This is a genomic window from Edaphosphingomonas fennica (assembly GCF_003034225.1).
In the GTDB taxonomy this organism is placed as follows: domain Bacteria; phylum Pseudomonadota; class Alphaproteobacteria; order Sphingomonadales; family Sphingomonadaceae; genus Sphingomonas_E; species Sphingomonas_E fennica.
Genome location: NZ_PHHF01000035.1, coordinates 1 through 23,899, shown reverse-complemented (window position 1 = coordinate 23,899; position 23,899 = coordinate 1). Strand labels below are relative to the sequence as shown.

General features: G+C 63.9%; 24 protein-coding genes, 1 tRNA gene and 1 pseudogene. 18 read left to right on the top strand and 8 right to left on the bottom strand.

The genetic code is table 11. The features are described from left to right. Nucleotide 1: 1 nt before the first annotated feature. Nucleotides 2–337, bottom strand: a complete 336-nt coding sequence (locus tag CV103_RS07940) for an antibiotic biosynthesis monooxygenase family protein (RefSeq protein WP_107394573.1) — start codon at nucleotides 335–337, stop codon at nucleotides 2–4. Nucleotides 338–443: 106 nt separating this feature from the next. Between CV103_RS07940 and CV103_RS07935 the strand changes: the two genes are divergently transcribed. Together CV103_RS07935 and CV103_RS07930 are read left to right on the top strand one after the other, a co-directional pair. Beyond that, nucleotides 444–1,070: a class I SAM-dependent methyltransferase gene (locus CV103_RS07935; protein ID WP_211314372.1), complete on the top strand. Its 627-nt coding sequence runs from the start codon at nucleotides 444–446 to the stop codon at nucleotides 1,068–1,070. A 92-nt stretch (nucleotides 1,071–1,162) separates the two neighbouring features. Continuing rightward, on the top strand, nucleotides 1,163–1,792 hold the full coding sequence (locus CV103_RS07930; protein WP_107394644.1) for a hypothetical protein: 630 nt from the start codon (nucleotides 1,163–1,165) through the stop codon (nucleotides 1,790–1,792). 21 nt (nucleotides 1,793–1,813) lie between these two features. On the opposite strand, the gene CV103_RS07925 is transcribed toward CV103_RS07930, so the two are convergent. Then, nucleotides 1,814–2,716 (bottom strand): peptidylprolyl isomerase, encoded by a 903-nt coding sequence (locus CV103_RS07925; RefSeq protein WP_107394572.1) that lies wholly within the window; start codon nucleotides 2,714–2,716, stop codon nucleotides 1,814–1,816. A 113-nt stretch (nucleotides 2,717–2,829) separates the two neighbouring features. Between CV103_RS07925 and CV103_RS07920 the strand changes: the two genes are divergently transcribed. After that, a tRNA-Ser gene (locus CV103_RS07920) sits at nucleotides 2,830–2,920 on the top strand. A gap of 167 nt (nucleotides 2,921–3,087) precedes the next feature. Then, the gene (locus CV103_RS07915; protein WP_107394571.1) at nucleotides 3,088–4,428 is read left to right on the top strand and encodes a tyrosine-type recombinase/integrase; all 1,341 of its coding nucleotides are present in this window, start codon (nucleotides 3,088–3,090) and stop codon (nucleotides 4,426–4,428) included. A gap of 346 nt (nucleotides 4,429–4,774) precedes the next feature. On the opposite strand, the gene CV103_RS07910 is transcribed toward CV103_RS07915, so the two are convergent. From CV103_RS07910 to CV103_RS07890, 5 genes are all read right to left on the bottom strand, one after another. Beyond that, entirely contained in the window at nucleotides 4,775–5,848 is a 1,074-nt protein-coding gene (locus tag CV103_RS07910; RefSeq protein ID WP_107394570.1) for a copper resistance protein B, read from the bottom strand. After that, a complete protein-coding gene (locus tag CV103_RS07905; RefSeq protein WP_107394569.1) occupies nucleotides 5,845–7,761 on the bottom strand; it encodes a copper resistance system multicopper oxidase in 1,917 nt (638 codons plus the stop codon). Before CV103_RS07905 ends, CV103_RS07910 begins: the two co-directional genes overlap by 4 nt. Before the next feature lie 63 nt (nucleotides 7,762–7,824). Then, nucleotides 7,825–8,391 carry an RNA polymerase sigma factor gene (locus tag CV103_RS07900; RefSeq protein ID WP_107394568.1) on the bottom strand — a complete coding sequence of 189 codons (567 nt, stop codon included), beginning with the start codon at nucleotides 8,389–8,391 and terminating at the stop codon, nucleotides 7,825–7,827. Beyond that, nucleotides 8,388–8,828, bottom strand: a complete 441-nt coding sequence (locus tag CV103_RS07895; protein ID WP_107394643.1) for a periplasmic heavy metal sensor — start codon at nucleotides 8,826–8,828, stop codon at nucleotides 8,388–8,390. Before CV103_RS07895 ends, CV103_RS07900 begins: the two co-directional genes overlap by 4 nt. Continuing rightward, nucleotides 8,828–9,106, bottom strand: a complete 279-nt coding sequence (locus CV103_RS07890) for a hypothetical protein (RefSeq protein ID WP_245896724.1) — start codon at nucleotides 9,104–9,106, stop codon at nucleotides 8,828–8,830. The genes CV103_RS07895 and CV103_RS07890 overlap by 1 nt, the downstream gene beginning before the upstream one ends. A gap of 128 nt (nucleotides 9,107–9,234) precedes the next feature. Here CV103_RS07890 and copC point away from each other — a divergent pair, with 128 nt between their 5' ends. The 12 genes from copC (at nucleotide 9,235) to CV103_RS07830 (ending at nucleotide 22,085) form a co-directional block, all read left to right on the top strand. Further along, entirely contained in the window at nucleotides 9,235–9,618 is a 384-nt protein-coding gene (gene copC, locus CV103_RS07885; protein WP_107394567.1) for a copper homeostasis periplasmic binding protein CopC, read from the top strand. Nucleotides 9,619–9,622: 4 nt separating this feature from the next. Then, nucleotides 9,623–10,552, top strand: coding sequence for a copper homeostasis membrane protein CopD (copD, locus tag CV103_RS07880; RefSeq protein ID WP_107394566.1), 930 nt, complete (start codon nucleotides 9,623–9,625; stop codon nucleotides 10,550–10,552). A 68-nt stretch (nucleotides 10,553–10,620) separates the two neighbouring features. Further along, nucleotides 10,621–12,981, top strand: coding sequence for a heavy metal translocating P-type ATPase (locus CV103_RS07875; protein ID WP_107394565.1), 2,361 nt, complete (start codon nucleotides 10,621–10,623; stop codon nucleotides 12,979–12,981). After that, nucleotides 12,978–13,388, top strand: coding sequence for a Cu(I)-responsive transcriptional regulator (gene cueR / locus CV103_RS07870; protein ID WP_107394564.1), 411 nt, complete (start codon nucleotides 12,978–12,980; stop codon nucleotides 13,386–13,388). The genes CV103_RS07875 and cueR overlap by 4 nt, the downstream gene beginning before the upstream one ends. Nucleotides 13,389–13,545: 157 nt before the next feature. Then, the gene (locus CV103_RS07865) at nucleotides 13,546–13,992 is read left to right on the top strand and encodes a DUF411 domain-containing protein (protein WP_424538717.1); all 447 of its coding nucleotides are present in this window, start codon (nucleotides 13,546–13,548) and stop codon (nucleotides 13,990–13,992) included. Nucleotides 13,993–14,003: 11 nt separating this feature from the next. After that, entirely contained in the window at nucleotides 14,004–14,960 is a 957-nt protein-coding gene (gene dmeF / locus CV103_RS07860; RefSeq protein WP_107394562.1) for a CDF family Co(II)/Ni(II) efflux transporter DmeF, read from the top strand. Between the two features lie 64 nt (nucleotides 14,961–15,024). Further along, nucleotides 15,025–15,384, top strand: a complete 360-nt coding sequence (locus CV103_RS07855; protein ID WP_107394561.1) for a hypothetical protein — start codon at nucleotides 15,025–15,027, stop codon at nucleotides 15,382–15,384. Between the two features lie 94 nt (nucleotides 15,385–15,478). Continuing rightward, the gene (locus CV103_RS07850) at nucleotides 15,479–15,754 is read left to right on the top strand and encodes a hypothetical protein (protein WP_107394560.1); all 276 of its coding nucleotides are present in this window, start codon (nucleotides 15,479–15,481) and stop codon (nucleotides 15,752–15,754) included. A gap of 374 nt (nucleotides 15,755–16,128) precedes the next feature. Continuing rightward, the gene (locus CV103_RS07845; RefSeq protein WP_483863828.1) at nucleotides 16,129–17,103 is read left to right on the top strand and encodes a TolC family protein; all 975 of its coding nucleotides are present in this window, start codon (nucleotides 16,129–16,131) and stop codon (nucleotides 17,101–17,103) included. Continuing rightward, nucleotides 17,103–18,572: an efflux RND transporter periplasmic adaptor subunit gene (locus tag CV103_RS07840; RefSeq protein ID WP_107394641.1), complete on the top strand. Its 1,470-nt coding sequence runs from the start codon at nucleotides 17,103–17,105 to the stop codon at nucleotides 18,570–18,572. Before CV103_RS07845 ends, CV103_RS07840 begins: the two co-directional genes overlap by 1 nt. Next, nucleotides 18,569–21,706, top strand: a complete 3,138-nt coding sequence (locus CV103_RS07835) for an efflux RND transporter permease subunit (RefSeq protein WP_107394558.1) — start codon at nucleotides 18,569–18,571, stop codon at nucleotides 21,704–21,706. The genes CV103_RS07840 and CV103_RS07835 overlap by 4 nt, the downstream gene beginning before the upstream one ends. A 1-nt stretch (nucleotide 21,707) precedes the next feature. Then, nucleotides 21,708–22,085, top strand: a complete 378-nt coding sequence (locus CV103_RS07830) for a copper-binding protein (RefSeq protein WP_107394557.1) — start codon at nucleotides 21,708–21,710, stop codon at nucleotides 22,083–22,085. A 100-nt stretch (nucleotides 22,086–22,185) separates the two neighbouring features. On the opposite strand, the gene CV103_RS07825 is transcribed toward CV103_RS07830, so the two are convergent. Next, entirely contained in the window at nucleotides 22,186–22,605 is a 420-nt protein-coding gene (locus tag CV103_RS07825) for a MerR family transcriptional regulator (RefSeq protein ID WP_107394556.1), read from the bottom strand. 37 nt (nucleotides 22,606–22,642) lie between these two features. On the opposite strand from CV103_RS07825, the gene CV103_RS07820 reads away from it, so the two are divergent. Next, nucleotides 22,643–23,353 carry a class I SAM-dependent methyltransferase gene (locus CV103_RS07820; RefSeq protein ID WP_211314371.1) on the top strand — a complete coding sequence of 237 codons (711 nt, stop codon included), beginning with the start codon at nucleotides 22,643–22,645 and terminating at the stop codon, nucleotides 23,351–23,353. A 40-nt stretch (nucleotides 23,354–23,393) separates the two neighbouring features. After that, nucleotides 23,394–23,837 (top strand): annotated as a pseudogene (locus tag CV103_RS07815) (cation diffusion facilitator family transporter); the annotation flags it as partial. Nucleotides 23,838–23,899: the final 62 nt, after the last annotated feature.

Sequence of the window (23,899 nt, the reverse complement as noted above, 5' to 3'; positions counted from 1 at the left end):
GCTACCTGTCCTGCGCGCCGCGCTCCCATCGATGGTCGCGGATGATCCCGGCGACGATCAGATGGTAATGATCATACCAGTCGGCGCGGCCCTGTTCGCGGACCTTGCTGTGGCCGGCATGGGCGCGCCAGCGGGCGGCGGCTTCCTCGTGCGTCCAATAGCTTATGGTGATTCCCTCGCCATCGGCGGCGCGGACGCTGTGAATGCCCAGATAGCCGGGCTGGCGGACGGCTTCGGCCTCCATCGCGGCGGCGGCCGCCTGATATCCGGCCTCGTCCGCCCCGGTGCGGCGGTTGACGAAGATGACGGCGATGGCGCCGGGCGGGAACATGTTCATTATGGCGCTGTAGACCCGTTCCGTCGCAGCAGGGAAGGGCGGCGCTTGCCTTTCCGCCCGGCATTTGCGAACGGAACTCTTCCTGTGTCGGCCTGTTGGAGTCCGCATGACTGTCTCTCCCGGCGAAACCGCGCTGGCGCGTGCCCGCAAGCGCCGCCTGCACCCCGCCAATCTCGGCCCGCTGGGAATTTTCTTCCTCGGCTTCCTCAAGCATCCGGTGATGGTGGGATCGATCATCCCGTCGTCCAGGCGGCTGATCGACAAGATGCTGGCCCGGGTGGACTGGAAGAATACCAAGGTCTTCGTGGAATATGGGCCGGGCGTGGGCACCTTCTGCGGCCATATCCTGGAACGGATGGCGCCCGATGCGACGCTGATCGCGATCGACACCAACCCCGACTTCATCGATTATCTGGGCGCGCGGATCACCGATTCCCGCTTCGTGCCGGTCAACGGATCGGCGGCGGACGTGCGGGCGATCCTGGCCGAACGCGGCTTCGCGCATGCCGATTACGTGCTGTCGGGCCTGCCCTTCTCCACGCTGCCGGCCGGCATCGCGCCGCGCATCGCCGGGGAAACGGCGGCCGCGCTGCGGCCGGGCGGGGCCTTCCTCGTCTATCAGTTCAGCCCCAAGGTGCATGACTTCATCGCCCCGCATTTCGAGCGGATCGATCATGCAATGGAATGGGTGAATATTCCCCCGGCCCAGCTTTACTGGGCGTGGAAGGATTAACCGCGACCTTCGATCCGGTTCACGGGCCATTCAATCGCCTTGTGCGTTATTATCGGGCAGATAAGGATTATTCCGATCCCGGAGTGCGCATCATGAGCATTGTTCGCAAACGTCTGGCCATGATCGGCCTGGTCGCCACGGCCGGGCTGGCGCTCGGTGCGTGCGCCTATGACGATTACGGTTACGGCTATAATACCGGCTACGGCTATCCCGGCGGTTATTACGACGATTATCCCGGCGGCTATTATGGCGGCGTCGGCTATGGCTGGTATGACGGCTTCTATTATCCGGGCAACGGCTATTACGTGTATGACCGCGGCGGCAAGCGCCACCGCTGGAGCGACAGCCAGCGCCGTTACTGGGAACAGCGGCGCCAGCATGCCGGCCGGCCGGACAGGCCCGGCGGGCCCGGCCGTCCCGGTGGCGGCTGGCATGGACGGCCGGATCGCCCGGGCGATGGCGCGGGCAGGCCGGATCGGCCGGGTAATGGCGCGGGGCGTCCGGACAGGCCGGGGCGCCCCGGCGATGGCCGCCCTGGGCGTGGCGACTGGCGGGAACGCCGCGACGCGCAGCAGGGCAAGGGCGTGTGGGGCGCGGTGCCTCAGCAGCCCCGCCCGCAGGCTTCGCAGCCGCCCGCGCGCCCGCAAGCCTCGCAGCCTCGCGCGTCGGGCCGCGCGCCCAGCCTGAAGCCGCGTTCGGCGCCCCGGCCGCCGCAGCAATAACCGGGCGCCTGTCCGCCCGCCTCAGGGCTTGCGGCGGACGGGCGGCTGGAGGTTGCAGATGTCCGCCCCGCCGGCCGGCCGGATGAAGAAATCATCCTTGCGGTTGGCGCGGGCGTGAACCCAGGCGGCGAAGCTCGGCGATCCCTGCCGCAGCACCTGATAAGCGGGCCGATCGGCCGACGGCAGATCCGCCGCAAGGAGGACGGTGGCGATCGGCAGGCGCTGATCCGGCCGGGCGTAGAAGCCTAGCGCATCGGTGCCGCGCGGCAGGGCGGAAAGATGCTCGATCCCCTCCAGCACGCGACCGGCGACGGCGATGTTGCGATCGAGATGCCGGGGAGCATGGCCGATCACCGCATAAAGCTCGGCTCCCGTGCCGGTATCGGGGCTCATGTCCCGGCCGACGCCGACCATGCCGTAGCAATGGACCAGCCAGGCGTCCCGGCCCTCGCTCGCGGCCGGCCAGCCGTCGGCATGGCCCACCTTGGCGGCATAGGCATCGCGATAGGGAAGCGCGGCGAAGCCCGATCTCTCGGCGGGGCGCTCATATTCGGCCGGTGGCTGGGCGACGATGCCGGCGGGCAGCGCCTTGCGCTCCGTGGCGTCGCCCCATTGCGCCACATAATTGTCCTGCACGCGGTTGATCGAGGTGCCGTCGAACCAGCCGGCCCGAGCGAGCTTGCGGATATTGGCGACATGGATGGGGGCGAAATCGGGCGCAAGCTCGATCGCCACGCGGCCGCCGCCCGCGAGGTCGAGCAGCAGGAGGTTCTCGGCCGGAACATCCGTCCAGTCGGCGGCGGGCGCCGAGGCGACGATCTGGGACGGCGTGGGGGCAGGGGAGGCGGCAGCGGCCGGCGCGGGCGCGGCGGCGAGGCTGGCAACGGCCAGAGCGATGGCGGCGAGGGACGTGGACTGTTTCATCCCCGTATCGTGTCATGCCGGCGCATCGGTTGGAAGCCCGGGGTTGAAAGCCTGGACGACACATCTTGCGCACGCCGCCCCGACCCATTAGGGGCGACGCTTCCAGAGCATGCGGAGCGGTGGCCGAGTGGTCGAAGGCGCTCGCCTGGAAAGTGAGTATACGGCAAAACCGTATCGAGGGTTCGAATCCCTCCCGCTCCGCCAGGACCCCCTCCATAGGGGTCCACAGAAGTCCACCCGGATTGACGTTTTTCCTCTGAAATCTGACGTTTAGCGGATCAGGTCGGCCACAGTCGTCCGCACGCCTCCACTCATGGCGTGGTTCTGATTCGTGGTCCCGGCACCGGAAAAACGTGGTCTCGGAGATGACAATGTTGAGCGACGCAAAAATCCGCGCAGCCAAGGCGCGCGACAAGGCATACAAGCTGACTGATAGCCATCGGCTCTACCTTCTGGTGAAGCCCAACGGCTCGAAGCTCTGGAAATGGAACTACGCCTACGACGGTAAGCAAAAGACGATGGCCTTCGGCATCTACCCGATGGTCAGCCTTGTGAACGCTCGTGCCAAGCGTGATGATGCCCGTGCCTTGCTCGATGAGGGGAAAGACCCGTCCGTGGTCAAGAAGCTGCGGATCGAAGCCAATCTCGAAGCAGGTCGTAATACCTTCGAGCGCGTGGCGCGCGAGTGGCATGAGAACGCAAAAGCACAATGGGCAGCAATCCATGCCGACGATGTTCTGCGTAGCCTGGAACGGGACGTGTTTCCGCTGATCGGCGATCTGCCGATCTCGGAATTGACCGCTCCCAAAATCCTTGAGGCGCTGAAAAGCATTGAGGACCGGGGCGCGATTGAAACCGCCAAGCGGGTTCGGCAGCGTATCTCCGCCGTGTTCGTTCATGCCATCGCCAAGGGCATTGCCGAAAAAGACCCCGCCGAGAAGCTGGGCGCGGTATTGAAACCGCTCCGCAAAGGACGCCAACCGGCCATCACCGATCTTGGACGTTTGCGGCAGATGATAAACGATGCCGAAGAGGATTATGCTCGCCCAATCACCCGTCTTGCACTTCGGTTGCTGGCGTTGACGGCGGTGCGGCCTAACGAAATCCGGGGTGCGCGTTGGGAGGAGTTCGAGAACCTGAATGACGCAGAGCCGCTATGGCGTATCCCGGCCGCCCGGATGAAAGGCGACGTTGAGCGCAAGAACGAGATCGGCGGCGATCATCTTGTTCCTCTGGCTCGCCAAAGCGTCGAAGTGCTGCGCGCGCTATGGCCTTTAACCGGCAGCGGCGCCTTGCTGTTCCCCAGCAATCGCCACGGTCATCGGCCTATGAGCGAGAACGCGATCGGCTATCTGCTCAACCGGGCGGGCTATCATGGGCATCACGTTCCGCATGGATTTCGTGCGGCGTTCTCGACGATTATGAACGAGTGGGCGGAGCGGAACGGCAAGAAGCATGACCGGCAAATCATCGACCTGATGCTGGCGCATGTTCCCAAGGAAAAGGTCGAAGGAGCATACAACCGGGCTGCCTATCTGGAACGGCGTCGCGAACTGGCCGTGATTTGGGCAGACAAGCTGATAGCAACCCTGCCGCCGCCAACCGTCCTTGTTCACCGGCCGGCAAAGAAAACCGGCGAGTTTTCGCGGCGGCGAGTTCCTGCTGAACTGCCAGATGATTTTCGCTTTCCGCAGGTTACGTTGGCAGGATGAAATTGCCGAAGCCCGTCAAATGTGAAGAAAATCTGACAGGTTCTCGGTGATGCTGCTCACACTGTTCGTGCTGCCGACGCAACGCTCGCTGTGGCCGCCGCGAGACGACGGTGCCGGAAACCGGAGAGAAGGAGCTGCTAGCAAGGAACGATGCGGTCCAGCTGGGCTGACCGGCTGGATCGTCACCTTGCGGCAGGACGGAACGGCAGATGGGTAAAACGACGCCATCCAGGAGGGCGGCAACCACATCCTATGACTGATTGAGCCAGAAGACTTTAATTGCTGCGCATAGCGGACACGAAAGTGCTGGCGCCGGCGTTCGCAAGCAAGTTGCTCGACCCCGCATCTAGAACCAGAAGCGAACACCGGTCACGAAACTGGTCGCGTGAACATCTTCGCCTGCAAGGCGGGCAAGCCGTGCGGTGCCCCCAGTCTTTTGAAGATAGGAAATACCGACATAGGGCGCGAACTGGCGACTGATCTCGTAACGCAGCCTGCCGCCCAGCTCGAAGTTGACCAATCCCGAACCGATGTCGTTTTCCGGCACATTCTGCGCCGAGAAATTCAGTTCTACACTCGGTTGAAAGACGAGACGTTGTGTAATGCGCTGATCGTAATAGCCTTCGACCCGGCCGAGCAGATCGCCCTTTGTGGAGAGGAATAATGCGCCTTCCACCTCGAAGTATCCGGGAGCCAGCCCCTCGAAGCCGATGGTCGCATATGTGCGATCGGGACCGCGTCCAAAGTCCTGCCGGACACCGCCCTGAAGATTGAAATAAGGATCGATGGCATGGCTATAGAGCGCCTGGACCTCGGCCGTGTCGATGCCGCGCCCAAATTCGCCTTCGCCTTCGCTTTTGATCCACAGGCGATTGATGTCACCGCCATACCAGCCTTCGCCTTCCCAGCGGTATCCGTCGTGCCCCTTGTTGGCCTGGTATTCGAAGATGTTGAGCAGCAATTGGCTGAAGGTCGGCTCCTTCATCATGGCGGAACGGGCCTGCGCCATCTCCGCTGCCGGAAAATCGCGATCGGCATAATGGTCAGTCGGGGCCGGCGGCGGCGGTGTATTGCCGACCGGCAACGCGGTTCCGACCATCTGCATGCCGGATGCGCCGCTCATGTTATGCCCGGAATGGTCCATGCCTTCCATGTCAGACATGTCCTCCATGGTTCGCGTATCTGCGCTCTGGGGCGCCGGTGACGCGGCAGTATCATGACTGAAATGATCCATGCCCGGCATGTCGTCCCGTGCCGGCACTGGCTGGTCAGCTTGTGGCGCGTCCTGTTTGGGCTTCTCAGGCTGTGACGATTGCGCGCCCGGCGTCTGCATGCCGTGCATCGAATGATCCTGCGCGATGGCGGGCGTGGTCGCCATGAATGCCGTCATGCTGACGATCATCGGGAGATGCCGGATCATTGCACGCCTCCCCGCGGGCGGACGCTTACGATACGCATCATACCCGCGTGCATGTGGTAGAGCAGGTGACAGTGGAAGGCCCAATCGCCGACCGCATTGGCGGTGAAATCCCAACTCACCTTGCCGCCGGGCTGGACAATGACCGTATGTTTCCTGGGCGAGTGATCGCCATGGCCGGTGACCAACTCGAAAAAGTGGCCGTGAATGTGGATCGGATGACCCATCATCGTGTCGTTGATGAGATTGACGCGCACCCGCTCGCCCTCGGTAAAGGGGATCGGCTCATGCACATCGGACATCTTCTTTCCGTCGAACGACCACATGAAGCGCTCCATGTTGCCGGTGAGATGGATGTCGATGCTGCGGCTGGGTGCCCGGACGTCGGGGTTTCTCTCCAGCGCCATGAGATCGCGATAGACCAGCACCTTGTGGCCGACATCTTCCAGCCCCTGGCCCGGCTCACCTGTGCGATCGACAGGCATCGGGGATATGGTCTGAACGCCGGGGTTGCGATCGACTTGTGGCGCGGCCGAGAAGTCGCGCATATTCATTGCGCCCATCTCATGCCCGCCAGCGCCATGGTCCATGCCCGCCATGCCGCCGGCCATGCCAGAATGGTCCATTCCGGCCATGGACGAGTGATCCATCCCCGACATCGCACCGTGATCCATGGCGGAGGGCGCGGCGGCGATAACCGCAGCACTGAGGCGTCCCGAAGCGTTCTGCTCGGCGCTCGGGTCAACGCCACGCGCGCCGCCGCCAGTCATGTCCATGCTTTCCATGCCAGGCATGGAGGACATATCCATGCCCATATCCTTCATGGTTGCCACCGGCCGGGGGCGCAGCGGCGGCACTTCGGCGGTCATGCCAACGCGCGGAGCCAGCGTGGCGCGCGCCATGCCCGAGCGGTCGATCGCCTCGCCCACGATCGTAAACGCCTTGTCTTCGGCCGGCGTGACGATGACATCGTAGGTTTCGGCAACCCCAATCTGGAACTCGTCGACCTCCACGGGCATGACATTCTGCCCATCGGCCTGCACGATGGAGAGCTTCAGGCCGGGAATGCGGCAGTTAAAGGTGGTCATCGCCGAAGCGTTGATGAAACGCAGACGAACCCGCTCGCCCGGCGTGAACAGCGCGGTCCAGTTGTCGAAGGGGCCATGGCCGTTGACGAGATAGGTATAGGTCGATCCAGTCACATCAGAGATGTCGGTGGGGTCCATCCGCATCTGGCCCCAATCGAGGCGTTCATTGAGCGCCTGATCGCGTCCCGAAAACAGCCCCGCCAGGGTCTGCCGCTGAAAGTTGAAATGGCCGGGGTCGACCTTGAGACGACGAAAAATCGCTTCGGGGCTGAGCGGGCTATGATCGGCCAGCACGATCACATGCTCGCGGTTATAGGCAATCGGATCGGTCCCGGCCGGGTCGATGATGATGGGCCCGTAATGCCCTTCCTGTTCCTGAAGACCCGAATGGCTGTGATACCAATAGGTGCCGCTCTGCATGACAGGGAAGTCATAGAGATAGTTCGATCCCGGCTTGATGCCGGGGAATGAAACGCCCGGCACGCCGTCGTCCTTCGCTGGCACGAGCAATCCGTGCCAGTGGATTGAGCTGTCCTGTTCGAGCTGGTTGACGACGTTGAGCCGAACCCGCTGCCCTTCGCGGAGACGCAGCAGTGGCGCTGGCACCGTTCCGTTGATCCCGATGGCGCGGAACGGGCGACCATCGATCGTCATCGACTGACGAGCTATAGTGAGCGTGATGTCTTCGCCGGAGAGCGTGGGAAGCGTTGGGCGCAGCCCCTCGGAGGCAGTCTGTGCCCAAGCAGGAAACCATTGCGCCAGTGCCAGGCTGCCGCTGGCGACTGCGGCGCCACGCATGAACTGACGGCGGTCCAGAATTGTATTCATTGATGGCGGCTCTACTTAAATTCGAGGGGGTTATTTCGAATACGCAGCGAGACCGCCGCCCCCTCAGATTTCTTTCAAAATTTCCGCGAGGCGCGTCCTGGCGCGGTAAAGCCGGGTCTCGATGGCCTTTTGACTGATGCCCAGGATTTCGGCCGTCTCCGCTTCCGATCGCTCTTCTATCGTCCGCAGGATCAAGACCTCCTTGAGCGTGGCCGGCAACGTAGCAATCGCTTCCATTGTGCGCGCAAGTTCTGCTTTCGCACCGATTGCGTGATCGGGCCACGGCGTTTCATCCGCGACATCGTGCGCTTCCCCGATCGGCAGCGCGAAAGCAAACATCCTTCTAACGGCGCGACGCCGGTGCCAGTCACGGCATTTGTTTATCACAATGCGCGAAAGCCAGGCACGGAAGGAGCGCGCGGTGTCGTAACGGCGCAATGCTGCAAAGGCGGCAACGAAGCTCGCTTGAGCGAGATCTACAGCCTCGTCCGCGTCCCGCACATGACTATATGCGAGGCGATAAACCCAGGACTGATGCCGTCGCACCAACTCGGCAAACGCTGCTTGCCGGCCCGCCAACGCCAGAGCTGCAAGCTCCCCGTCCGAGCAGCCGGGGAATGCAAGGGTCACTGCTTCTTTGCCGTGAGCGCTTTCACGACTGCGGCGTCGAACCTCGACGTCTGATCGGGCCTGAGAACGGCGCGCATCGCAAAGATGTGCTGCAACGTCTCTTTCTGCAATTCGCCCATAGACTGGTGCGAACGATCGACGGCGGCGGCGACCTTCGGGCCATAGCCATGCTCGGCCTCGATCGCCTCGGCCAACCGCGCATTATCCGCGCGCAACTGGGACTCCAGCGCCTGTCGGCGAATGGCATAGTTATTCTCAATGACGTCGAGACGGGCGCGTTGCGCGTCATCGAGCTTCAGATCGCGATGCAACAGCTCATGGAGTTCCGTCTCAACGGGACGGTCAGGCACCACGAAAACACGGCCGATCACCACCCCCGCGATTGCCACAGCGAAAGTCAGCAGGACCAGCAGAACGAGGCGGCGGCGGTTGTGCATCATTGCGCTCCGAGCAAGGTCGAAGGCGCGAGCGCCTGATTGGCATCGAACGGCGAGATCGGAGTGGCATCAGCCGGTGATGCAGGAACGGCAGCGCCGGCAATCCCGACGACCAACGCCATTACCGAAGCAAGGCCAAAAGCCGTCGCGCCGAGACTTGGCGCCGTTTGGATACCGGCGATCTCCGCCATCACCCTCGCGTCGAGACCATCAAGCCGGGAATCGAGCGGCGCATCGCGCAATCGGGCGAGCAATGTTTCGACGTCAGTCACTTTCATTCTCCGTCTTCATCTCAAGACTACGCAGCGCCATGGAATAGCCCTCATCCACTGACGTGTGAAAATTTTTGAGGGGGCAGCTCTTCGACTGCGTATCCCATCATACCTACCGTAAAGGAGTCCGTTTCATGCCTTCTCTTCGTGGTCTTTCCATCGCCGCGATCGCCGCGGGCGCGCTGTTCGCCTCGCCAGCGCTCGCTCACCCCAAGCTCGTGTCTACAACGCCTGCGGCCGACGCCAGCGTCGAAACTCCCTCCCGGATCACGCTGACCTTTAGCGAGCAGTTGATGCCGAGGTTGTCTGGCGTCGAGGTCATCATGACCGGAATGCCGGGTATGCCCAATCACCGCATGGCGGTCACCGGGTTTCAGACATCAACCGGCGCGGACGGGAAAACGCTGATCGTCGCACTCCCGCGGCCGCTTACGACGGGCAGCTATCAGGTTACCTGGCACGCGGTGTCGGCCGACACACACCGCATCGAAGGCAATTTCGCTTTTGCGGTGAAGTGAAGCCGTGACGGACATTGCGATCATCGCGATCCGCTGGGCGCTCTACATCGATCTGGGCCTGCTTTTCGGGCTGCCCTTGTTTGCCCTCTACACCTTAGGGGGAGACCGGATTGAGCGTGGATATCTGCCCATCGCCGCGATGATCGCTATCCTTGCGCTGATCGGCGCGGTCCTGTCCGTTGTCGGTTTTGCGATTCAGGCTGCTTCGATGGCGGGTCTGCCGCTCCTGCACCCTGACTTTGCGCTATTGCGCGATCTTCTTGGAGGGACGGCGCTCGGCACGGCCTTGCAGGTCCGGCTCGCTGCGTTGCTGGTCCTGCTGCTGTGTGCAGCACTATATGACCGGGCACCAAGGGCGGTCACGATCACGGCCGGAGTGGCCGGCGCGCTGGCGTTGGGCACTCTGGCATGGTCGGGCCATGGAGCAGCGGGCGAGGGAAACGCTGGCTGGGTGCAGCTTGCCGCCGACCTTGTGCATTTGTTGGCTGCTGGAGCCTGGTTAAGTGCGATCGCCGCGTTTTTCACGCTTGTCGCCGGCAAGGCCGTGACGGCGGATATACAGCGCGTGCGGATCGCGGCCCTATGCCTGCGCGGCTTCGCGATCACCGGCACGGTGCTCGTCGGCTTGCTCCTCGTAACGGGAATTGGCAACGGCATCTTCCTGATCGGGCCTGCTCATATCGCCTCGCTTTGGCAGTCGACCTATGGTCTGCTTCTCCTTCTAAAACTGGCGTTGTTCGCGGCGATGCTCGGGCTTGCCGCGCTGAATCGGTATCGTCTGACGCCGGCCCTCAGCCTCGCGATCGAACAGCGCGATACCAGGCTCGCGCTCCAGGTTCTTCGTCGAAGTCTGCTGATTGAGGGAGGCCTCGCAGTGATCATCTTCGGTCTCGTGGCATGGCTGGGCACGCTGGCGCCGCCGATATCGAGCTGAGGAGATTAGCTATTGACCCTGACATGATGTCAACCCTTACATCGGGAGGCGTCGAAAGGAATTAAGCGATGGACAAGGCAACACCTGCGGCGCACGGACACGGCTGCTGCGGCAACCACGGCGCCGGAAAACCTGCCTCGGGCGTAAAGGACCCGGTGTGCGGTATGACCGTCGATCCTGCGACTGCCGCGCATCGTGCTGACCACGATGGCGAGACATATTATTTTTGCAGCGCTGGCTGCCGTGAGAAATTTGTCGCTGATCCGGCGTGCTATCTGAATCCTGCTTCCGCGCCCAACGACGACGCGGCGGCGGGCACGATCTGGACTTGCCCGATGCACCCCGAGGTCCGCCAGGATCATCCGGGCGCCTGTCCGATCTGCGGCATGGCGCTGGAGCCGGCACAAGTAACGGCGGATGCCGGGCCGAGTCCTGAGCTTATCGACATGACGCGGCGTTTCTGGATCGGCCTTGCGCTGGCCATTCCGGTTTTCGCGCTGGAAATGGGCGGGCATCTTTTTCCGATACTGCACCATCTCATTCCCATGCAGGTTTCGATATGGGTGCAGTTCGTGCTGGCAACCCCGGTCGTGCTCTGGGCCGGGTGGCCCTTCTTCGAGCGCGGTTGGGCATCGCTCAAGACGCGCAACCTCAATATGTTCACGTTGATCGCGATGGGGACCGGCGTCGCCTGGGCTTACAGCGTCGTCGCAACGCTGGCGCCGCAGATATTCCCCCCTGCCTTTCGCGGGAACGATGGCATGGTCGCCGTTTATTTCGAGGCGGCGGCGGTCATCACGGTTCTTGTCCTGCTGGGGCAAGTGCTTGAGCTGCGCGCCCGCGAACGCACGTCCGGCGCGATCAAGGCGCTGCTCAATCTCGCTCCACGGACGGCGCGGCGTATTGCCGCCGATGGCAGCGAGGAGGAGGTCAGCCTCGATCTCGTGGCAGTCGGCGACCGCTTGCGTGTGCGTCCGGGGGAGAAAGTGCCCGTTGACGGGATCGTCGAAGATGGCCGCTCTTCGCTCGATGAATCCATGGTGACGGGGGAATCGATGCCCGTCACCAAGGCGAAGGACGACAAGGTCATCGGCGGCACGCTGAACCAGACCGGCGCGCTCATCATCACTGCCGACAAGGTGGGCCGTGACACGATGCTGGCCCGGATCGTCCAGATGGTCGCTGAAGCGCAGCGCTCTCGCGCGCCGATCCAGCGCATGGCGGACCAGGTTTCAGGCTGGTTCGTCCCCGCTGTCATTCTCGTCGCGATCCTCGCTTTCGCGGGCTGGAGCATCTGGGGACCGGAGCCGCGCTTCGCCTATGGTCTTGTCGCCGCCGTCGCCGTGCTCATCATTGCCTGCCCCTGTGCGCTCGGCCTTGCCACGCCCATGTCGATCATGGTCGGCGTCGGTCGCGGCGCGAGCATGGGTGTCCTCATCAAGAATGCCGAAGCGCTGGAGCATATGGAGAAAGTCGACACGCTTGTTGTCGACAAGACCGGCACGCTCACCGAAGGACGCCCCGCCGTCACCGAAATCCTGTCAGCTTCTGGATTTGAGGATGCGGAAATCCTGCGGCTCGCCGCATCGGTCGAGCGCGCCTCAGAGCATCCGCTCGCACTGGCGATCGTCGAAGCCGCGAAAGAGCGCGACATCGCGCCGGCCGAGGTCAGCGATTTTGATTCCCCAACCGGACGCGGCGCCCTCGGCGTCGTGGATGGTCGCCGGATCATACTCGGCAATGCCCGCTTCCTTGCGGACGAAGGGATCGCAGCTGAAGCACTTGCCGCACAGGCCGATACGCTGCGGCGTGACGGTGCGACGGCGATCTTCATCGGTGTCGATGGCAAGGTGGCTGGCGTCTTCGCGATTGCCGATCCGGTCAAACAGACAACACCGGAAGCTTTAGCCGCTTTGAAAGCAGAGGGCATCCGGGTGGTGATGCTGACGGGCGACAACCGCAGGACAGCGGAAGCTGTCGCCAAACGCCTGGGTATCGATGATGTCGAAGCCGAGGTTCTGCCGGACCAGAAAAGCGGCGTAGTCGCCCGTCTCAGGGACGAAGGACGTGTAGTCGCCATGGCTGGCGATGGCGTCAACGATGCGCCGGCGCTGGCTGTGGCCGACGTGGGCATCGCCATGGGTTCGGGCACTGACGTGGCCATCGAGAGCGCAGGCGTGACGCTGCTGAAAGGCGATCTCACCGGAATCGTGAAGGCGCGGCGGTTGTCCGAGGCAACCATGTCCAACATCCGCCAGAACCTTGTCTTCGCGTTCATCTATAATGCGGCTGGCGTGCCGGTGGCAGCCGGTGTGCTCTATCCGGTGTTCGGCATCCTGTTGTCGCCGATTATCGCGGCGGCGGCGATGGCGCTCTCATCGGTGAGCGTGGTTACGAACGCCTTGCGGCTGAACCGGCAGGTCATATGAACATCGGCCATGCCTCGGAAGCGAGCGGGGTCTCCCAGCGGATGATCCGCCATTACGAGAAGATCGGGCTGGTGCCGGCGCCGGCGCGGCGCGACAGCGGTTATCGCGATTATTCGCCATCGGATGTGCATCGCCTGCGCTTCATCGCCAATGCGCGTGATCTGGGCTTCCCCATTGAGGAAATCCGCACATTGCTGGCGCTATGGAGCGATCGCAGCCGGTCGAGCGCGGAGGTCAAGGCGCTGGCCAGCGCGCGTGCCGCAGAACTGCACGGCAAGGTCAAAGCGCTCGAAGCGATGCGTCGCACCTTGCTCGATCTTGCCGAGCGATGTCACGGCGATGCGCGCCCCGACTGCCCGATCATCGACAGGCTAGCCGATGCCGACAAGGGACAGGTGGACAGATGAGCATCCACTAGCATCGTCGAGGTGCAGGAGATCGATCCGATAAATGCGGTCCTCGCACGCAAATAAAATACGCGGAGGAACTTTGAGCACATAAAGCTCGCCATGATGCCGCCCATTTGTGCAGGGAGCGGGCGTGGTGGGGACAAGGAGAATGCAAATGAGACCCATCAAGGCATTTCTGACGGCAGTTGCGCTCGCCGTGCCGGCAAGCGCGCTGGCAGCGCAGCAGATCGCTGTCCACCGCGATCCTGGATGTGGATGCTGCGAGCAGTGGGCGGTGCAGGTGCGCGCGCAGTTCGGCCGGCAGGTTCAGATGACGGATGATACGAACCGAGCCGCGCTCCACCGGCGCTACGGCCTGTCGCCGGACCTTGCCTCTTGTCATACCGCGATTATCGACGGCATCGTGTTCGAAGGACATGTGCCGATCGCCGACATGAAGCGCGCACTCGCGCAGCGCCCGCGCGGAGTGACCGGTCTGGCCGTCCCCGGCATGCCGCTCGGTTCGCCGGGCATGGAAGTCCCCGGTCAGCGGCCGCAGTCCTTCACCGTCGTCGCCTTCGGGCCGGGCGGCAAGAAGGTTTTTGCCCGCCACAACGGATAGAGAGCACTGCGATGCACAGCGAAACCCTCTCAAACCACCGGCACGACCACATCTTCCTCGGCGACGCCCACGACGAGCATGAACGCCGAACGCGTTGGGTGGTAGCGCTGACCGCGGCGATGATGGTGATCGAGATCGCCGCCGGATGGATCACCGGTTCGATGGCGTTGCTGGCCGACGGACTGCACATGGCGACGCATGCCGGAGCGCTCGGTGTAGCGGCGCTCGCTTATGCTTTCGCGCGGCGCCATGCCGATAATCCGCGCTTCACCTTTGGAACCGGTAAGGTCGGCGATCTCGCGGGCTTCGCGAGCGCTCTCATTCTGGCGCTGATTGCGCTCGGCATCGGCGTCGAGTCTGTCGGCCGCCTGTTTGCGCCCGCCAAGGTTGACTATGCACCAGCGTTGTGGATCGCGGGTCTCGGGCTCGCGATCAACCTCGCGAGCGCCTGGCTGCTTGGTGGCGGACATCATCACGGTCAGTCGCACGATCATGTCCATGGTGACCACCATGCGCATGCCGACAACAATCTGCGTTCCGCTTATGCGCATGTGCTCACCGATGCGCTGACATCGGTGCTCGCGATCGTCGCACTGCTCGCGGGTCGCTTCCTTGGTTGGGTGTGGATGGACGCGGCGATGGGAATCGTCGGTGCGCTGGTCATTGCCCGCTGGTCCTGGGGACTGCTGCGCGATACCGCCGCGATTCTGCTCGACGTCTCCACCAATCCGGCGCTGGAGTCGGAGATCCGCGAGGCGCTTGCCGATGGTGATGCGCAGATCGCCGATCTCCATGTCTGGCGCGTCGGTCCGGGCCGCTACGCGGCGATCATTTCGCTGGTGGTCGCCGACCCGCTCGCCCCGGCCGATTATGCTGACCGCCTGAAAATTCACGAGGAACTCGTCCATGTGACCGTAGAGGTGCATCGCTGCCACGGCACCCATCGCCGATTGCGCAAAGTGGCATGACCGCCGGCGGAAATCCCTCCTTTTCGTTGCCGCTCCCGCGCCGATCGGCTAAACGTAGCACGTCGTGAAACGCGCGCTTCCCCTCCTGCTCCTCCTTGGAGCGCTGTTCGGCTTGCTGGGAGAACAGACCGTAGCCACTGCTGCGCCCGTCTCAGTGGCCGCAGCCGCGCCGGCTGCCGCAATGAGCGCCGACTGCATGGAGATGATGGGCCAGCATCCCGCCAAACAGGAGAAGAAGCCCTGCAATGGCCTGACGCTCGATTGCATATTTGCGATGGGCTGCGCGCTGCCGCTCCTGAAAGACCCAGCTAAGCTGGTCGGCTCCACGCCCATGGTGAGCAAACAAGACTATTGGTCTATCTCGTCCGCGCTCCTCGGGCACGATCTCACTCCCGAGCCCGAACCCCCCATCATCCTCGGCTGATCGCCGCCGGGCGCGCCGCGAACGCGGCGCCCGCATGGTCGCGGGCCATTCGCCTCGCGTCCGGCCAGTTCCAGATCACCTAAGGATATTCGTCATGAAGACGTTCACGATTGCCGCCGCGCTCGGCGCAGCCTTGCTTGCCCCCGCAACCGCCTTTGCCGCTGACAGCCCGCAGGAGCGAGGCTCCGGCCACTATGAATGGCGTGACGCGCCACAACCCGGCCCGCGCAGCACCGGCCCGACGCACAAGCGGGTCTGGGTGCCCGATCATCCGCAGATGGCGAACTGCGACTGCGACATGATGAAGATGAGCGCCGATGACTGCATGAAACCCATGCAGCCTGGGAGCGCCGCACCGTCGGCCAGCTGAAGGCTGGCTCTCTGGCCGATTGTGCCGGGCCGGATATCGGCGCCGGCGGAGCCGCGATGCTCCGCCGGTGCAGCGGTTGACCGCTCTCTCGCGCATCGGTCGCTTCCGAGCAGGAAATTTCCATGCGACTGCTGTTTTTCGCGCCGCTCCTGGCGGCGATACCTGCGGCGGCTTTCGCCGATCCGCTAACCTTTGATGAGGCGCTGGCGCGCGCGGCGGATGAAGCGCCATCGCTCCAGGCGCGTGCGCTGGCCGTCGACGCCCGCCGCTCCGCTGCGACGGCCGCCGGCCAGCTTCCCGACCCCAGACTTGGAGTTGCGCTCGACAATTTTCCGGTCTCGGGGCCGCCTGCCTTCACCTACGCCGGCGAGAGCATGACGATGGCGCGGGTCGGCATTAGTCAGGACGTGCCCAATCTCGCCAAGCGCCACGCGCGCACCGGCCGCGCTGAGGCCGATATCGACGTCGCCGAGGCTGACCGTGTCGTTGAAGCGCGCGAAATCCGGGTCGCAACCGCACTTGCCTGGATCGATCTCGCCTATGCCGGGCAACGGCTGACAGCGATCAACGACGTGCTCGGCCGCCTGAGCGAACTGGCGCCGGCCGCAGTGGCCGGCATGGCGTCCGGCACGTCCCGCCCGGCGCAGGCTCTCGAAATCCGCCAGGCGATCGCGGACCTCAAAGACCGCCGAAGCCAGGTTGTCGCGGATGTCGCGCGGGCCACGACAGTCCTCGCGCGCTGGACCGGCGATCCCCATCCCGAGACTGAAGGCATGATCCCCGATTTCGCTGTCGATCCCGACAGGCTGCGCGGCGCGATCGAGCACAATCCGACTCTCCTTGCCGCCATAGCCCGCACAAGTCAGGCTGAGGCAGGCGTGACCGTCGCACGCGCCGAGAAGCGTCCTGATTGGAGTTTCGATCTTTCTTATGGGCGGCGCGCCGAGCGCTACGGCGACATGGTCTCGATCGGCGCGACCGTCACACTGCCGTTGTTCACCAGCAAGCGTCAGAATCCCATGATCGATGCGAGCATCGCCGATGCGGGCGCCGCGCGTGCCGATGAGGAAAATGTCCGCCGTGGCCTTATGGCCGATCTCGACGCGGGGATCGCCGATCATCTGATGCATCATGAACAATGGCAGCGCGCCCGCGATACGCTGCTGCCGCTCGCCCGCCAGCGCGCCGATCTGGAAATCGCCAGCTATGCCGCCGGGCGGGCCAGCCTGACCGACATGATTGCTGCCCAGGCGATGCTCGCCGACGCTTCTCTGTCCACCCTCGACCGCGAAGCGGCAGTGGCGCGCGATGCCGCCCGGCTCGTGCTGACCTATGGAGATGACCGATGATGACGATTGAACTTTCCCGCCGAGCGCGGCTTGGCCTCGCGGCGGCCACGCTCGCACTCGTCGCGGGCGCGACCGGTTACGGCATCGCAACATTGATCCATCCGGGCGACATGCCGGCTGCTGCCGAGGGCGGCCGCAAGGTGCTCTACTGGTATGATCCGATGGTGCCGTCGCAACACTTCGACAAGCCCGGCAAGTCGCCCTTCATGGATATGCAGCTCGTTCCCAAATATGCTGACGAGGCAGGCGGGGAAGCCGGCATCCGCATCGATCCGGCGCGCGCGCAGAATCTTGGGATCAGGGTGGTTGCAGCCGAACGGGGGACGCTTTCAAGCGCGCTCACGGCGACCGGCACGATCGATTTCAACCAGCGGGACGTCGCAATTGTTCAGGCGCGTAGCGGCGGTTTCGTGAGCCGCGTCTATGCCCGCGCACCCGGAGATGTAATCGGCGCGGGCGCGCCACTCGCCGACCTGCTCGTTCCCGAATGGGCGGGGGCGCAGAGCGAGTATCTGGCGGTCAGGCGCACCGGCGATGCGGCAATGATAAGCGCTGCGCGGCAACGCCTGACACTGCTCGGCATGCCGGCGGGCACTATCGCCGCAGTCGAACGCGGCGGACGCCCGCACAACATTGTGACGCTCTCCGCGCCATCCGGCGGCGTAATCAAGACGCTCGGTGTGCGCGCTGGCATGACCGTCGCTGCGGGCCAGACTCTTGCCGAGGTGAATGGGCTCGGCACCGTCTGGCTCAACGCCGCGGTGCCCGAGAGGATGGCGGGCCAGCTTCGTCCCGGCCAGACGGCCAGCGCGACGTTGACCGCTTACCCCGGCGAGCGCTTCGCGGGGAGGATTGCCGCGATCCTGCCGAGCGTTGAAGCTGAGAGCCGCACACTCACCGTTCGGATCGAACTGGCCAACCGGGGCGGGCGTCTCCGTCCCGGCATGTTCGCCAATGTCGATTTTGGCGGCAGCGAACGCACAGGGCTGCTCGTTCCCACCGAGGCGGTGATCCGCACCGGCCGCCGGACTCTGGTCATGCTCGCGCTGAGCAATGGCCGCTACCAGCCTGCCGAAGTGCGGATCGGCAATGAGAGCGACGGACAGTCCGAAGTCCTCGCGGGGCTGTCCGAAGGCGAGAAGGTGGTGGCATCGGGCCAGTTCCTGCTCGATTCCGAAGCGAGCCTGTCGGGCATGGAGGCCCGGCCGATCGGCGGCATGGCTCCGGCCTCCGCGCTGACCAGGCTCTACGAGACTAGCGGCCGGATCGAAAAGATCGACGCCAATGGTGTCACGCTGGCCCACGGCCCGGTGCCGGCGCTCCAATGGCCGGCGATGACGATGACCTTCCGGCTCGGCGATCCGGCGCTCGCCCGCGGGTTCAAGGCCGGGGACCGGGTGCGCTTCGGTTTCGATCAGCCGCCGCAAGGGCCGACGCTCCGGAGCATGACGCGCGAGGCAGGCCAATGATCGGCGCGCTCATCCGCTGGTCGGCGGCCAACCGGCTGTTCGTCGTGCTTGGCGCGCTGGCACTGGTCGTCGCCGGCTTCGCAGCGCTGCGTGCGACCCCGATCGACGCGCTGCCCGATCTGTCCGACACGCAGGTCATCATCCGCACGTCATGGCCAGGCCAGGCACCGCAGATCGTCGAAAACCAGGTCACCTATCCGCTCACAACTACCATGTTGTCGGTGCCGGGGGCAAAGACTGTCCGGGGCTACAGCTTCTTCGGCGACAGCTTCGTCTATGTCATCTTCGAGGATGGCACCGATCTCTATTGGGCGCGAAGCCGCGTGCTCGAATATCTCAATCAGGCACAGGGACGCCTGCCAGAAACCGCGCGAAGCGCGCTTGGCCCCGACGCGACCGGCGTCGGCTGGGTCTATGAATATGCGCTGGTCGATCGCACCGGCGGGCATGATCTGTCGCAGCTCCGCAGCCTGCAAGACTGGTTCCTGCGCTACGAACTGAAGAGCCTGCCCGGCGTCGCCGAGGTCGCCAGCATCGGCGGCATGGTCAGGCAGTATCAGGTCGTGCTCGATCCCGTGAAGTTGGCCGCTTTCGGCGTGACGCATCAAGAGGCGGTTTCCGCCATCCAGAGAGCCAATCAGGAAGCTGGCGGCGCGGTGGTCGAACTGGCCGAGGCCGAATATATGGTCCGCGCTTCGGGCTATCTGAAGACGCTCGATGATTTCCGCGCGATCCCGCTCCGCACCGCTGCGGGCGGCGTGCCGGTGACGCTGGGCGATGTTGCAACGATCCAGATCGGCCCGGAGATGCGGCGCGGCATTGCCGATCTCGATGGAGATGGCGAGGTTGCGGGCGGCGTCGTCATCCTGCGCTCGGGCGCGGACGCACGTGCTACCATTGCGGCGGTGCAGGCCAAGCTTGAGGAATTGAAGAAAAGCCTGCCCGCTGGGGTCGCGATCGTGCCCACCTATGATCGCTCGCAGCTGATCGATACGGCGATCGAGAACCTCTCCCACAAGCTCGTCGAGGAGTTCATTGTCGTTGCGCTCGTCTGCGCGCTGTTCCTCTGGCACGTCCGCTCGGCGCTGGTCGCGATCGTAACATTGCCGCTGGGCGTGCTTGCAGCCTTCATTGTCATGCACGCGCAGGGGGTGAGCGCGAACATCATGTCGCTGGGCGGGATCGCGATCGCGATCGGTGCGATGGTCGACGCCGCAATCGTGATGATCGAGAACGCGCACAAGGCGATCGAGCGATGGGAGCACGAGCATCCTGGCGAAACGCTCGAAGGCTCTGCGCGCTGGCGCGTCATCACCGATGCTGCGATCGAGGTCGGCCCGGCGCTGTTCTTCTCGCTCCTGATTATCACACTGTCGTTCGTCCCGGTGTTCACGCTCCAGGCGCAGGAGGGCCGGCTGTTCGCGCCGCTTGCCTTCACCAAGACTTACACGATGGCTGCGGCCGCCATCCTGTCGGTAACGCTCGTTCCCGTGCTGATGGGCTGGCTGATCCGGGGCAAAATTCCATCCGAACAGGCCAACCCGGTCAACCGTGCCCTCACTGCGGCCTACCGTCCGGCGATCGACTGGGTGCTGAAGCGCCCCAAGACAACGCTCATAATCGCCGCACTGGTGTTCGCGACCACCGCCTGGCCGGCGTCACGACTCGGCGGCGAGTTCCTGCCGGCGATGAACGAAGGCGACCTGCTCTATATGCCTTCGGCGCTGCCCGGACTGTCGGCCGCCAAGGCGTCCGAGCTGCTCCAGCAGACTGACCGCATGATTAAAACCGTGCCCGAGGTGCAGAGCGTGTTCGGCAAGGCCGGCCGCGCCGAAAGCGCGACAGATCCGGCGCCGCTGGAAATGTTCGAGACGACGATCCGGTTCAAGCCCCGCGACCAGTGGCGTCCGGGCATGACGCCGGAAAAGCTGATCGACGAACTCGACCGGGCGGTGAAGGTGCCCGGCCTCTCCAACATCTGGGTGCCGCCGATCCGCAACCGGATAGATATGCTGGCGACCGGGATCAAAAGCCCGATCGGGGTCAAAGTGTCGGGCAGCAATCTCGCCGAGATTGATCGCATCGCGCGGGATATCGAAGGGGCCGCCAAGACGGTGCCGGGAGTCAGCTCGGCGCTTGCCGAGCGGTTGACTGGCGGGCGTTATATCGATGTCGATATCAACCGTGCGGCAGCGGCACGCTATGGGCTCAACATCGCCGACGTGCAGGCGATCGTCTCGGGCGCGATCGGCGGCGAGATTGTCGGCCAGACCGTCGAAGGACTGGCGCGCTATCCGATCAGTGTGCGCTATCCGCGCGAGCTGCGCGACAGCCCGGAGGCGCTGCGCGCCTTGCCGGTGCTGACGCCCTCGGGCCAGCAAATCACGCTCGGCACCGTTGCGCGGATCGGGGTTGCCGATGGGCCGCCGATGCTCAAGACCGAGAACGGTCGTCCCTCGACCTGGGTCTATGTCGACGTGCGCGGGCGTGATCTTGCCTCAGTCGTGTCCGACCTTCGGACTGCGGTCGGCCGCGACGTGCGGCTCTCGCCCGGCGTCTCGATCGCCTATTCGGGCCAGTTCGAATATCTCCAACGCGCGCTCGACCGGCTCAAGCTGGTGGTGCCAGCGACGCTCGCGATCATCTTCCTGCTGCTCTACCTGATCTTTCGGCGCGTTGGAGAAGCGGCGCTCATCATGGGCACGCTGCCCTTTGCGCTGACCGGCGGCTTCTGGATTCTCTATCTGCTCGGCTACCACCAGTCCGTCGCAACCGGGGTCGGGTTCATCGCGCTGGCGGGCGTATCGGCCGAGTTCGGTGTGGTGATGCTGATCTACCTCAAGCAAGCCCTCGACGAGCGCGGTGCCGCGCCGCAGTCCGATCAGGTAGAGACGGCAATCCGCGCGGGAGCGCTGCTGCGTGTCCGGCCCAAGGCAATGACGGTCGCGGTGATTATCGCCGGCCTGCTGCCGATCCTGATTGGTAGCGGCGCGGGCTCGGAGATCATGAGCCGGATCGCCGCACCGATGATCGGCGGCATGCTCACCGCCCCCTTGCTCTCGATGTTCGTCATTCCTGCCGCCTATCTGCTGATGCGGCAGCGCTCGTGTTCAACCCAAGAAAAGGAGATCTGAAATGAAATCGCTATCCATTCTCGCGCTCGGTAGCGCCGTGCTGCTCGCTGCCTGCGGCCAGAATGCCGATAAGCCGGACAATACCGCTGAAGCGTCCGCCACGATGGGCGATATGTCGGGAGACATGGGCAACATGGCGATGCCGGCCGAGACGGCGAAGGTCGCCAAGGGCACCGGCACGGTGAAGGCGATCGACGAGACCGCCGGCACCATCACACTTGAGCATGGACCGATCGCTGAGGCGAACTGGCCGGCAATGACCATGGCGTTCAAAGCCGCGCCGGCGCTGATCGACAGCGTGGCGGTTGGGGACAAGGTTGCGTTCGATCTCGCGCTTAAGGATGGCATCGGCGAGGTAACAGCCATACAGAAACAGTAAGCTGCCGTTGTCGCATTGGATCAGAAAAAGCTCTTGCGAATATCGCCCGCTGGATGATTTTGCGCTGCTCAGCTTCGAGATCGACCGCGCGCTTCACCGCTCAGACCGTGACAGGCAGGTCGGTGCCAGCGATCGCCTCGATCACCCTGCAGTCGCGGGCGCGGCCGCCCTCGCAGGAGACGGCGACCTCCGAGAGCGCGTCGCGCAGTGTCTCGAGCCGGGTGATGCGCGTCTCGATGTCCTGCAAATGCCGACGAGCGATGGCGGCTGCTTCGGCGCAGTCACGTTCGGGCTCATCGGACAATGCGAGGAGCGAACGTATCTCCTCGACCGAGAAGCCGAGTGCGCGACTGTGCCGAACGAACGCGAGGCGGCGGACGTCCGGGATACCATAGGACCGTCGGCCCGAGGCGGTGCGAACCGCGCGCGGAAGCAGGCCGATATCCTCGTAGAAGCGGATGGTGTTGACCTTGGTACCCGTCTGCCGGGCCAGATCGCCGATCGCCAGTCGCTTCGTCATATGCCTTGATCCTCCAGTCACTGGAGATTGTATAGTGATGATGGCTCAAACCAAAGGACTTGCGTTGGCCGAAAAGACCTTCACACCTGCCCTCGGACGCTCTGGCCTTACCGGCGCCTATGATCTCGCCATAAGGTTGTTGACGCGCGAGCGTGCGTGGCGGACGGCACTGCTCGAACAGGTCGCGCCGCGCGACGGCGAGGCGATCATCGATGTCGGCTGCGGCACCGGCAGCTTTGCGATCCTAATGAAACAATGGGCTCCAGGCTCGCGGATTGTCGGACTCGATCCCGATCCAGACGTTCTTGCCCGGGCGGAGGCCAAGGCGAAGAGAGAAGGCGTCGTCATCGAGTGGCGGCAGGGTTACGCAAGCGATGCAGCCGCGTCGGGCAAGCGATTTGATAAGACGGTATCCAGTCTCGTCTTCCATCAGATACCAATGCCCGGCAAGCGAAGCGGGATAGCGGCAATGTTGGCGGCCCTCAAGCCGGGTGGTCAGCTAAATATCGCCGATTATGCACTGCAAGAATCGCTGGTGATGCGATCGCTCTTCCGGCTGACGGTCCAGTGCCTCGGCGGAGTGGCCGATACACAGCCCAACGCCGATGGTGCGATCGAAGCTATTCTGACTGAGATTTCGGGTTCGTCGGTGATCCCGCAACGTGTGGTTCCGACACTCACCGGCGCCATCAGCCCTGTTCATGGTGGAGGCTCCAAAGGGCTTATAACGCGAACCAATTGCAGATAGCCTTGCTTCTACAGTTACTGGAGGTTGTAGAAGCGAACGCATGGCAGATTCAGATGAAGCAGGCGGCTGCGGCTGCACCGGTGACAGCAAGCGGGCCGAGAAAGACCCGGCCTATCGTCGTGCGCTTTGGATCGTCGTGCTGCTCAATTTGGGCTTCGGCGCATGCGAGATCATCGGTGGGTTCATCGCCGATAGTCAGGCGCTCAAGGCTGACTCGCTTGATTTCGTCGGCGATGGAACGATCACGCTTGTCGGCTTGATTGCGCTTGGCTGGGCCGCGGCGGCGCGCGCGCGGATCGCGCTCGTGCAGGGCATCTTCCTGCTGACGCTGGGTCTTGGCGTGATCGGCGTGGCGTTCTGGCGCGCATTGACGGCGGTCGCCCCCGAGGCCGAACTGATGGGCGGCATCGGCGTGGTCGCGCTCCTTGTAAATGTCGTATCGGCGCTTGTCCTCTCGCGATTCCGCGAGTGTAGCGCGACGATTACGGAGTCCGGTCGGCGTCAATTTTGATGGCCGATAGGTGGCCGCGCCGGTTGGTGAATTCT